This window comes from Flammeovirga sp. AWQ4_249 (genome assembly GCF_056161045.1).
In genome coordinates, this window is record NZ_JBSWYJ010000025.1 from 1 (window position 1) to 13,400 (window position 13,400).

The following is a 13,400-nucleotide window of genomic DNA, read 5'->3' on the forward strand; positions in this document are numbered from 1 at the left end:
TACAACAAAAGAATATACAGTTACATTAACTGTTGAAGTACCAAAATCTACCAATGCTAATTTAACCTCTATATCAGTTGATGGAGTAGCTATTGAAGGTTTTAGTGTAGATAAATTAATGTATGATGTAACGATTGCTTCTGGAGCAAATGGAGAAGTAACTGCTATTGCAGAAGATGATAAGGCAAATGTATCGATTACAGCTGTTGGTAATGTACATACAATTTTAGTAACCGCAGAAGATGGCGTTACAACAAAAGAATATACAGTTACATTAACTGTTGAAGTACCAAAATCTACCAATGCTAATTTAACCTCTATATCAGTTGATGGAGTAGCTCTAGAAGAATTTGATGTAAATCAGTTAATTTATTCAGTAGGAGTGGAATATGATGCTAATGGTATAGTAACAGCTTTAGCAGAAGATGAAAAGGCATTAGTATCTATATCTGAAATAAACAACGTTCACACTATCTTGGTGACTGCAGAAGATAAAGTAACGACAAAAGAATATCAGGTAACAGTAACATTTTCAGAAAGAATACCTTCTTCAAATGCTTTCCTTTCAAGTTTAAAAATTGATGGAGTTGAAGTAGATAATTTTGATCCTGAAAGTTATGCTTACAATGTAACTATGTCTTCAAATGCTGATGTGACAGCATTGCCACAGGACGAAAATGCATTAGTTACTATTTATTCTGATGGAACAACAACGGTAATTACAGTAACCGCAGAAAATGGTATAACAGTTAAAAATTATATTTTGATCTCTACTCAAGATATTACAACATCTCTTGATCAGAATCAATTCAAAAGAATGACTATATATCCAAACCCAACAACAGATAAAGTAAACTTTACTAAAGTTGTAGAGTTTCAGATTTTCGATGTCATAGGAAATCAAATTTTTAAAGGAAGAGGAAATTCATTTGATTTATCAAAATATAATAATGGTGTTTATTTAATAAAGACAGAAGGTCACACATATAAAGTGATCAAGAAATAATTCAATTTATTAAGATCTAAATAGGTAGTTCATGAATAATGGGCTACCTATTTTTTATTTAATTTTATTTTTTTTTAGTAAATAAAACTTTTTTTGTGTTAATACTTTAAGCTTTGATTTATAATTACGTTAAATATTACAATTGTTATAATTACATTTGTTGTGTAATTAGGCTTTTATTGTGACTTTTTATTGAAATAGAATGTATTATAGATTTTTACTTATTTTACTAAACTTATTAACTTTTACAGAGACTAGTGCACAATTTAATGAGTTTTTTTTATCATATAATGATGACCTAAATGGACGGCCAGTTTCTGATATTAAAGTAGATAATGATGGATATACTTGGTTAGGTACGTACGGTAGTGGTGTGTATCGATATGATGGCATTTTTTATGAACATTTTGAAAGAAATTGGAAAGATTCAACTTCCTTAAGTAGTAATTTTATTCGAGTACTTTTTCAAGATAATAAAGGTACTTTATGGACAGGTACAGATAATGGATTAAGTTTTTTTAATAAGAATACAAGAACTTTTGAAAGCTACCCACTACTCTCTAAAGAATTTCCCAACAGAGCATTGACAATTTATGATATTCAAGATGGAGTAAATGATCAATTAGTCTTCGGATCTGATATTCAAGGGATACTTATCTTGGATAAAACAACTGGAGAAACTGAAATTCTTAAATCGGAAGACTTTTCAAATCAGAAGAACTTATCTATTAATAAAATAGTGAGTGCTAATCAGCGTTTTTTTTACTTGGCAACAGGGCAAGGGCTATTTTCATTATCACTAGATCATAAAGAATTCAAAAAAGTAAACTTTAGTTTTATACCAAAACAATATCTTGATGTTGGTTTACAATCACTGTATTTAGATGATGAACAAAATTTGTGGGTAGGGACAAGTACAAATGGATTATTATATATTGATTTTAAGAATCAAGAGTATAAACACTATCCAATTACTAAGACAAGAGTAATGGATATAACATTGAACAATAATGATTTGTTTATTGCTACTGAAAATGATGGGTTATACATTATTAAAAATCAAGATTTACATTCAAAACCAATTCAAATTGAGAAATCGAATTCAGAGGAGTCTTTAGAATCGAATTCCATATGGTCTTTGGAGGCATTACCAAATAATCGAGTCCTTTTAGGTTATTATCAATTTGGAATGGGATTATATGACCCATCTTTCTTTAAGTTTCGTGAATTAAAGCATAAGGTTAATAATGGTCAGAAAAATTTCAATTCTGTAAATAGTATTTCTAAAATAAAGGATGATTTGTATTGGATTGGAATGGATGGAACGGGTTTGGCTCAATACTCTCCTTCTAATGAACAATACACGCTGGTAAATGAAGGAAATAAAAGTAAGTTCAGAGGGTTTAATAGTTATGCTGTTCAAACTACATTTATTGATAGTAAAAAGAATTTATGGGTCGGGACCTGGGACAATGGTATCTACATGTTACCAAATGGAAGTACACATTTTCATCATTACCAAAAATCAAATACGAATGGTACACTAAAATCAAATCGAGTATTAGCTTTTACAGAAGATAAATCAGGAAATATTTGGTTTGGTACTTTTGGAAGTGGTGTTCATTATTATAATCCTAAGAATAAGACTTTTAATCATTTACAAAAGGGGGGCTTTAATATTGATCATTTATATAAAAAAGATATTCGCTCTTTAATTGTTGATCAAAATAACTTTTTATGGATAGGATCAACAAAAGGGGTATATAAAGTTGATATTTCCAATTTAGAATCTCTGAAAGTAGAAGCAATTGAAAAGACTGAACTTTTCAGTGTTATAAAGAAAAAAGGAGATAATATTTTATCACTTTTTGAAGACCATGAACAAAATATTTGGTTAGGAACAGATGGGGGTGGTGTTTATAAATATTCATCTTCAAATCATACACTTCAATCTTTTGATAAGTCAAATGGTTTACTTCAATCAGTAGTTTGTGGGATTGTAGAAGATGATTCATATAAAATCTGGTTAACAGGAAAAAGTGGTGTTTCATCTATCGATCAAGCAACTGGAGTTATAGATAACTTTTCTAAGAATGAAGGTTTATCTTCTAATAATTTTAATTACAATTCTATTTATTTTGATAATAAAATAAAGGAGTTGTATGTAGGTAATATAGTGGGATTAAATGCTTTAAATCCATCTTCTTTGAAAGTACCTACCGAGCATAATGTCATTGTTAATTTGAAAGAATTAAAAATATTCAATAAAACAATGAAAGTGAGTGATGAAAAATCACCTTTAGAAAAACCTATTAATGAAACAGAAGTACTTACGCTCCAACCAAATCAATCTGTTTTTTCTTTGGTTTATGCTGGTTTGGATTTTCCATATTCCAAAAGACTTAAATATGCATATTACTTAGAAGGTTTAGAGCAAGAATGGAATTATGTAGGGAAAAAAAGAGTGGCCACATATACTTCTTTACCAGACGGGGAATATATTTTTCATGTAAAAGCAATGAGTATTGATGGGAAATGGTCTGATGAAAAAACACTTCAGATTAATGTACTTCCTCATTGGTATCAGAGTTCGTGGGCTATTTTTGGATATATCATTTCATTCTTATTAGGTTTAGGAGTTTTATCTTATTTAATGAAAATAAGACTTAGAGAAAAGCAAGCAATTAAACTGGAAAGAGATAGGAGAATTCAAGAAGAAGAGGTATCTCAGACGAAACTTCAATTTTTCACAAATATCTCTCATGAATTTAGAACTCCACTCACCTTAATTCTTAATCCTGTTACAGATTTACTGAAGAATGGAGAAATTAATGAAGATATTAGAGATAAGTATGCTTCTATTTATAGAAATGCAATGAGATTAAAACAGCTTATTGATGAACTAATGGATTTTAGAAAGTTAAGCTTCAATAAAATGAAGTTGAAAGTTCAAAATGTTGAAGTCAAAGAAGTTGTAAAAGAAGTAATCTTATTCTTTAAAGAAGATGCAAAAAATAAAGGGATAAACCTTAGTGTAGAAAGTCCTGAAGTTCCTATTTATACATATTTAGATGTAAAAATGATTGAGAAGATATTATTCAATCTTTTATCAAATGCACTAAAACTTACACCTCAAGGAGGAGATATTTTTGTACGTATCGATCAAGTAGAACTAGAAGGAAAAGAACACCTTGAATTAAGTATTTCTGATACAGGTGTAGGAATGACAGAAGAAGAGGTGAAAAATATCTTTACTCGTTTTTATCAAGTTGAAAAACATCAAAAAGCATATTATGGAGGTACAGGTATTGGATTAGAAGTAGTACAAGAATTTGTAAAACTACATCATGGATCTATTAAGGTTGAAAGTGTAGAAAATGAAGGCACTACATTCAAATTATATTTCCCTTTTGGAAAAGAACATTTTAAGAAGGGGGAGATTTATGAATCAGATACGCTAAATCGAAATAAATATCTTATTCCAGAAAAAGTAATGGTTAATCCTACATTAGAAACAGTAAGGATTGATGAGAATGAGATTGATATGAATTCTACTGTTTTGATTGTAGAAGATAATTATGACTTAAGAAAATACCTTTCTAAAACATTAGGGAAACTTTATAATGTTATTGTAGCTGAAGATGGTGAGATAGGTTTAAAGAAAGCAAAAGAAGAAAAAGTTGATATCATTTTAAGTGATGTAATGATGCCTAATATGGATGGATTTGAATTATGTCAGAAAATAAAAGCAGATATTCAGACTAGTCATATTCCTATTATTCTATTAACTGCAAAAAATACGACTACAGATAGGATAAAAGGTATTGACCTGGGTGCAGATGCCTATTTACAAAAGCCTTTCGATTTTGATTTATTGAAAGTGACTTTATCACAAATGATGAATTCGAGAAGAATTTTACTTAAAAAATTTGTAGGAGGTTTTACAGAAAATAAAGACTTTAAGAATACCACTTCAGTAGACAAAGATTTCTTACAAAGAATATCAAAACATGTTTATGAAAACATTTCTGATCCTAATCTCAATGTTGAAGTATTAGCAGAGAAATTGAATTTAAGCAGGTCTCAGTTATATAGAAAAATAAAAAGCTTAACCGGAGTTTCTGCAACTGTATTTATCCGACGAATTCGATTAGAAGAAGCTAAAAAATTATTGAAATCGGGGAGTGCAAATATTAGTGAGGTTTGTTATGCAGTAGGCTTTTCATCGCCATCTTATTTTACAAAATGTTATAGAGAATATTTTGAAACTTTACCAACAGATGACATGAAACCGGAAACTGTATAAATTAAAAATTTGTATACAAACTTATGATGATTTTCTGTCATAAGTTTATAATAAACAATTGCTGTTCTTCAAGTAAATAATCTGTAACAAATGTTGTAAATGATATATGATATGTTGTGTAACCTATGCGTGCAACATTTTTAATCATTTATGCCAAATGAGTTATATGTGTAAAACGAACGGTTAATTATGTTGCAGTATGAAAAAAGCAATCAAACAAAAACATAAGAGTGTAAAGAAAAAACTTCAATACCTATTGGAGGGAGCTTTAGTTTTAGGGATGGTTGCGTTAATAGTTATCATAACAAAGCTGAGTTAAGAATTTTATTCTTAATAAGGCGAAAGCAAACATTATGAGAAATCTTACTTTTCTATTTTTTCTTCTACCAATTTTTACTTTTGGACAAGAGCAAAAACGACCAAATATCGTCTGGTTGATGTGTGAAGATATTAGCCCAACTTTATCAATGTATGGTGATTCAACAGCAAATACACCTATGTTAGATAAGTTAGCAGCAGAAGGAAATGTTTATCAAAATTCTTTTGCAGCTGTTCCAGTTTGTGCTCCATCAATGTCAGCAATGATGACAGGAGTTTATCCTATCTCAATGGGAACTCATAATATGAGAGCCGGAAGAGATGTAATTGGTTGGGGAGATAGAAGGTACGATAGACCGCATAATGCTTATGATATTAATGGTAATAATATCCCACACTACTCAACAGTAATCCCTGAAGATGTAAGGGTTTTTACTCAACTATTAAGAGAGGCTGGCTATTTTACTGCCAATGATTCGAAAACAGATTATCAATTTGCTGCTCCTGTGACTGCTTGGGATGAAAATGGAGCTTATGCACATTGGAAACACAGAAAAGAAGGTCAGCCTTTCTTCTATATGCATACGATTTATGAAACACATGAATCTCGTATGTGGAAAAACAAAGACAAAGAAATGACAGTAGATCCGTCAACGGTTCCATTACCATCATATTATCCGGATACAGAAACAGTAAGAACGGATGTTGCTAGAAACTATTCAAATATTGAAATAATGGATAAGTTAGTAGCAGAAAAGGTGAAGGAATTAGAGGATGCAGGTCTATTAGAAAATACAATTATCTTTTTCTTTAGTGATCATGGAGGACCTTTGCCAAGAGGTAAAAGAGAGTCTTTAATTTCAGGTTTTAGAACACCTTTAATTATTAGAGTGCCAGAAAGCTTAAAGCATCAAAATGTTCAAGATATGGTGTCATATGTAGATTTAGCACCAACAGTATTGTCTTTAGCAGGTGTTGAAATTCCAAATTATATTCAAGGCCAAGCTTTCTTGGGAGATCAAAAGACAAAACAAAAAAGAACATATGCATTTGGTTCAGGAGACCGTTTTGATGAACATACAGATAGAATTAGATCTGTTATTTCAGAAGATCTAATTTATGTGAGAAATTACTATCCTGAATTACCTGCTTATAAAGATGTTGACTACAGAAGATCTCATATGGCAATGATGCAAGAAATGTATGAGATGAATGAAAGAGGGCAACTAAATGAAATTCAAAAACATTGGTTCAGAACATCTAAAGAAAAAGAAGAATTATATGTAAGAGCTGAAGACCCTGAAAATTTAAACAATGTGATTGATGATCCTAAATATGCTAAAGAAGTGAAAAAAATGCGTAAAGCAATGGATCATTGGTTGAAAAATGTAGGGGATATGGGTGAAATACCAGAGAAAGAAATTCTATTAGGAATGTGGCCTGATTTAAAACAACCTCAAACGCATAAGCCGGTATTAAAAGAGAGAAAAGGAATTATTAATCTCTCATGTGATACTAAAGGAAGTGAAGTGGCATACATCATTTCAAAAAAAGATTTTACTCCAAATTTAAAATCAGGATGGCAAGTATACACCAAGCCAATCACTTTAAAAGAAGGAGAATTTTTGTATACAATGTCGGTTAGAATTGGTTACAAGGATAGTGAAATAGTGAAATATCAATTACCTCTCAATTAATAAAAAAAATAAACTTATACTGATATAGAAATGAAATACTTAAACGCACTTTTTGGTCTTCTTCTTTTAGCATTTGTTGCTAATGCAGAAGATAATCCAGAGAAAAAAACTGCTGAAAAACCTAATGTTTTATTTATTGTAGTAGATGATTTAAGAACACAATTAGGAGCATATGGCCATAATCAAATGTTGTCACCTAACATTGATAATTTAGCAAAAGAGGGTGTGCAGTTTAATGCTGCTTTTGCTAATATTCCAGTTTGTGGAGCTTCTCGTTCAAGCTTCATGACAGGTCTTCGTCCATCTAAATATAGATTCAAGACTTATTACTCAAAAATGGATAAAGATGCTCCTTATGCTACAACTTTACCTCGATTCTTAAAAGATAATGGTTATTATACAATGACTGTTGGAGGTAAGTTTTTCCATCATGGGGGAGATAAAAAAGGTAGCTGGGATGAAGATATTCGTTTAACAGGTTCTGATTCTTGGAGAGATTACCAATTGAAAGAAAATAATGAACGTAATAAGTCAGCTACTGATGGAGGTCCTTCAACAGAATGTGTAGACGTTCCGGATAATGCTTACATTGATGGTAGAGCAGCTGACATTGCCGTAAAAAAATTAAAAGAATTCAAAGAGAAAGGCCAACCATTTTTCATGGGATTAGGTATTGTAAAACCTCACTTACCTTTCACTGCCCCTAAGAAATATTGGGATATGTATGACCCTTCGAAGTTACATGTACCAGAAGCAGGATTCCATCCAACAAATGCACCAAAGAAAGCATTCCATGAGTGGGGAGAATTAAGAGCTTATTCTGATATTCCAGAAAAAGGAACGCTAACAGATGAGCATGCAAGGCATTTAATTCATGGCTATTATGCATCGGTATCTTTTGCAGATGCACAAGTAGGTAAAGTATTAGACGAGTTGAAACGTTTAGGCTTAGATAAAAATACAGTTGTTATATTAATTGGAGATCACGGATGGAACCTAAGAGAACATGGTCTTTGGGCTAAGCACTCTATGTTTGATCATTCATTACACGCTCCAATGTTAATTAAATCGCCAACAATGAAGAAAGGCAACAAGCAAGTAGATAAAGTTGTTGAATTTGTTGATTTATACCCTACTGTAATGGAGTTAGTAGGTTTAGAAGGTCCTGAATATTTACAAGGAGAATCTATGGTAGATTTAATGAATGGTAAAGATAAAGACTGGAAGAATTTTGCTTATGCTAAGTACCATGCAGGAAATACAGTAATCAAAGACAATTTGTATTATACTCAATTTAGAAATGCTAAAGGTGAAATTTTTAATGAGATGTTATTTGACCATACTAATGATCCTGAAGAATTGAACAATGTTGTAAAGAATTACGACAAGAATAAATTGAAAGAGTTAAGAGCACTTATGGATAAAGTAATTGCTGAAAATGAAGCTTCTTCTACTAAACTTTTAAAATCATCTAAGTAAATTGAAGAAGTTACTAATCACTTTATTATCAATGATGACGTTAGGTACTCTCCAAGCTCAGGAGAGACCTAACATTGTCTTCTTCCTCGCTGATGACTATACTTTTAGAGATATTGGGGTGTATGGTGCTACAAATGTAAAAACACCTACAATTGATCAGTTAGCAGCTGAAGGAATGAAGTTTGAACATTGCTATCAAGCGACTGCAATGTGTTCTCCAACACGTCAAAATATCTTGACAGGTATTTATCCTGTAAAAAGTGGAGCGTACCCTAATCATGCTTTTGTAAAAAAAGGAACAAAATCAATTGTTCATTACTTGAAAGATCAAGGGTATAGTGTAGCACTCCAAGGTAAACGTCATATTAGTCCAGATTCTTCATATCCTTTTGAGTATTTAGGAGGGTTTAAAGAAGATGTGAATGTTGATTTGATTACTCCTTATGTAGAAAGAAACATCAAAGAAGACAAGCCGTTCTGTTTGTTTGTGATGTCTCAACAGCCTCACGGCCCTTTCACAAAAGGTGATCCTTCAAGATTTGATGAAGATAAGCTAGATTTACCTCCTTATTTAGTGGATACTCCAGAAACAAGAAATATGTTGACAAAATACTATGCGGAAGTAGAGTATTTAGATAATGAGGTAGCACAAGTAAATCAACTTATTGAAGAAAAAGGATTAAAAGATAATACAATTTTCATCTTTGCATCTGAACAAGGAAATGGGCTTCCTTTCGCTAAGTTTACGAGTTATAATAATGGTATTCAATCAGGTTTGATTATAAGATGGCCAGGAAAAGTGGAAGCAGGTAGTATTACTGAAGCAATGGTAGAATATGTAGATCTTGCACCTACTTTATTAGATGCTGTCGGAGCAAAAGTTCCAGAAACAATGGAGGGTGCTTCTTTTGCAAAAGTACTGACAGAAGGTAAGGAAGAGCATAAAGAATATGCTTATGGTGTCCAAACTACAAATGGAGTGAATATGGGATCTCATTATGCCATTAGAACAGTGCAAGATAAAAAATACCATTACATCAGAAATTTAAATTATGAAGGTGTTTTCGAGTGTGGAACAACGCAACCAAAATCAAGAGTTTATAGCTCTTGGAAAAGAAAATCCCAACATGATGCTGAGGCAAAGGTACTTTCAGAGAAATACCAAAGAAGACCTTATGAAGAATTATATGATAAAGAAAATGATCCATATGAACTTCATAATTTAGCAGAAGATCCTGCGTATAAAAATATCAAAAAACGTCTTAGCAAAAAGTTAGATACATTTATGAAACAACAAGGTGATAAAGGAGTGCAAACAGAAAAAGAAGCACCCGATCATCAAGTCTCATATGCTAAGAAGAAAAAGAAAACAAGCTCAAAGACTAAATAATTTAACTTACACATTTTTTTACATTAAAAATGAATGAAATGAAACGAAAGCTACTCTTGTCTTTCCTTTTAATTACAGTCTCACTTACATCTGTATTTGCTCAACAGGTATTAAAAGGAATTATTAAAGACTCGAATGATCTTCCTATGCCTGGTGTAAACATCAGAGTTAAAGGAACAACAAATGGCTCAATATCAAATATTGATGGAGAGTATTCAGTATTAGTAAAAAAAGGGGAAACTTTAGTTTTTACTTTTATTGGTTTTGTCACTCAAGAAGTAGTGGTAAAAGATTTTAAACTAAAAAATATTACACTTCTTGAGGATATAAATGAATTAGACGAAGTTGTTGTCGTTGGTTATGGCGAAATGAAAAAGCGTGACCTTACTGGTGCTTTATCTCAGATTAAAGAAGAAGATAATGTGAAATCTCAATACCAAAGTGTAGATCAAATGCTTCAGGGTAGAGGTTCAGGTATTCAAGTAATTGGTAATGACGGTAACCAAGGAGGTGCAATGTCAGTACGTATTCGTGGTACAAACTCACTTCGAGGTAATAATGAACCTTTATATGTAGTAGATGGTGTGATTATTTCAACAGCAGGTGAAGGCATGGCAAATGCACAATCTGATGGTAATTTCAGCACTCCTGCTCAAAATGGTTTGACAGGTATTAACCCTCGTGATATTGAGTCAATAGAAGTATTAAAAGATGCTTCAGCAACAGCAATTTATGGTTCTCGTGGTGCAAATGGTGTAGTATTGATTACGACTAAGAAAGGTGAGAAAGGTAAAGGTAAAATTAATGTTTATGCTTCTACCACTATTTCTGATAATGCTAAGCAAATTGATGTTTTGAACGGACAAGAATATGCTACTTTCATCAATGAGTTTAATATGAATACAGGCCGTAGAGCAATGTACGATATTAACCCTACTACAGGAGCAATTTCAAGTATTTCAACAGGAGATATTTATGATGTACACCACTGGCAAGATGAAGTCTATAAAACAGGCGTAAGCTATAATGCTGGTATGAGTATGAGTGGTGCTTCAGAAAAAACAAGATATTATTTGTCTACTTCTTACAATGAACAAAATGGTACAATGCCGGTTTCTGGAAGTAAGAATGCCAATATTCGTTTAAATCTTAATAAAAAAGTAACCGATAAATTAACGGTAGATGGTAAAGGTTCAATTTTCTATAATCAAGGATCTTATGCACAAACAGGTTCTAAAACAGGTGGTAACGCATCATTAATCAACCAAACTGTGATGAAAAATCCTTTAACAGGAGGTGAAGAGGGCATAGATGAAAGTAATGATTCATCAAATCCCGTTTCAATAATGGAAAATAATGATGATTTAACGGAAGAAATTAGAACAAACCTTTCAGGTAATTTAAAATATAAATTCTCGAAACACTTCAGCTATCAATTAAGGTTAGGTGCTGATATTAGAAACAAAACAAGAGAGATTTGGTATGGGCCTGGTACATTTTTAGGAGATCAAAAAAATGGAGTGTATAACTATTCTGGAATGAATAGAAAAGCATTTACTATTGATAATTTATTCAACTTTAATAAGACCTTCAATAAAGTTCATAAAATTAATGCTGTAGCTGGTGTTACTTATGATGGGGTATATTTAACAAATACAATCTACTCAGTCAGTAATTTCTCAACGCCAAACTTTAGAACTGAACGTCCTGATTTAGGTAATGTGAATGAAACTCCTTACTATAAAGAAGTGAGTGATTATACCATGAACTCTTACTTAGCCAGATTAAACTACTCTTTCAAGAATAAGTTTATTATTACGGCTAGTATGCGTGCTGACGGTTCTTCTAAATTTAAAGGAGATAACAAATGGGGCTATTTTCCATCTGTTTCAACAGCATGGTATGTTTCTGATGAGAACTTCTTAAAGAACCAAGAGACTTTATCGAATTTAAAATTAAGAGCAGGTTGGGGTAGAGTAGGTAATTCATCATTACAACCTTACCAAACTTGGACAAACTATCATACAGGTAGATATGTAGATGCAAGTGGTAATACAATTATCGGTGTATATCCAACAAACATTGAGAATCCAGATCTAACTTGGGAAACAACAGAACAGCTGAACATAGGTGTTGACTTTGGTTTCTTAAAAGATCGTATCAATGTAACTGTTGATGCTTACGAAAAGAAAACAACTGACTTATTACAAAGACTTCAGACTCCACCTTCATCAGGTTATTCTAACTATTTTGTGAACAATGGAGAGATGTATAATAGAGGTCTTGAAATTAGTACAAACATTATAGCGGTTGATAAAAATGATTTCCAATTCTCTTTAAATGGTAACATCAACTTTAATAGAACAGAGGTAGGTGATTTAGGTGTCCCTTCTTCAAAATTCTATATGAATGGATATGAAGTTGAGAAACAAATGATTTTTGGTTCAAGCATTACAACGGGTAACGATTTGAGAGGTCCAGCCAATATCTTCGTTCAAGGAGAACAAATGGGATTAATTTACGGGTTTGAAACGAATGGAATTTATCAAACATCTGAAGCAGCAGATGCAGGTCCAACTTTACAAGGAAAGTCTAATCAAGCAGGTGATGTAGCTTTTGTGGATCAAAATGGTGATGGAAATATTACTGATGCAGATAAAACAGTAATTGGAAATCCAAACCCTGATTTTACCTATGCTTTTGGTTTTAATATGTCTTATAAAGGGCTAAGCTTAAATGTACTATTCAATGGTGTTTATGGTAATGATATTGTAAATGCTGGTAATGCATTTTACGGTTATGCTGCTCCAATGTATGGAGGTAATAACATTACTCAAGAAGCATATTATAATGCTTGGAGACCAGGTGATAAAAACGCTTCTCATCCGAGAGTAGGTTACGGATATGAAAATGGTACTAATGGTTTGTTGACTGATAGAATTGTTGAAGATGGTAGTTATTTACGTCTTTCTTCAGTTACATTAGGTTATGATATTCCAACAGAGAAATTAGGTCTTAAGCGTATTCGTAATATGAATATTTATGTGACAGGTAAGAACTTGTTGACATTCACAGATTATTCAGGTTATGATCCTGAAATTACATCTTACTTATTTGATGGTACAATCTTAGGGGTAGACTGGCAAACATACCCTAACATAAGATCATTCATTTTCGGTTTCAACATGACATTCTAAATCCTTA

General features: G+C 31.9%; 6 protein-coding genes. All 6 read left to right on the forward strand.

Annotated features, from left to right (window positions below):
• On the forward strand, nucleotides 1–1,006 hold a 1,006-nt coding region (locus tag ACXAHM_RS17300; protein ID WP_474962300.1), incomplete at its 5' end, for a T9SS type A sorting domain-containing protein.
• A 202-nt stretch (nucleotides 1,007–1,208) separates the two neighbouring features.
• Nucleotides 1,209–5,312, forward strand: coding sequence for a hybrid sensor histidine kinase/response regulator (locus ACXAHM_RS17305; RefSeq protein WP_474962303.1), 4,104 nt, complete (start codon nucleotides 1,209–1,211; stop codon nucleotides 5,310–5,312).
• A gap of 353 nt (nucleotides 5,313–5,665) precedes the next feature.
• Nucleotides 5,666–7,327, forward strand: a complete 1,662-nt coding sequence (locus tag ACXAHM_RS17310) for a sulfatase family protein (RefSeq protein WP_474962305.1) — start codon at nucleotides 5,666–5,668, stop codon at nucleotides 7,325–7,327.
• Nucleotides 7,328–7,357: 30 nt separating this feature from the next.
• Nucleotides 7,358–8,806: a sulfatase gene (locus tag ACXAHM_RS17315; protein WP_474962307.1), complete on the forward strand. Its 1,449-nt coding sequence runs from the start codon at nucleotides 7,358–7,360 to the stop codon at nucleotides 8,804–8,806.
• 1 nt (nucleotide 8,807) lies between these two features.
• Nucleotides 8,808–10,196 carry a sulfatase family protein gene (locus ACXAHM_RS17320; protein ID WP_474962310.1) on the forward strand — a complete coding sequence of 463 codons (1,389 nt, stop codon included), beginning with the start codon at nucleotides 8,808–8,810 and terminating at the stop codon, nucleotides 10,194–10,196.
• Nucleotides 10,197–10,234: 38 nt separating this feature from the next.
• On the forward strand, nucleotides 10,235–13,393 hold the full coding sequence (locus tag ACXAHM_RS17325; protein WP_474962313.1) for a SusC/RagA family TonB-linked outer membrane protein: 3,159 nt from the start codon (nucleotides 10,235–10,237) through the stop codon (nucleotides 13,391–13,393).
• The last annotated feature ends 7 nt before the right edge of the window (nucleotides 13,394–13,400 follow it).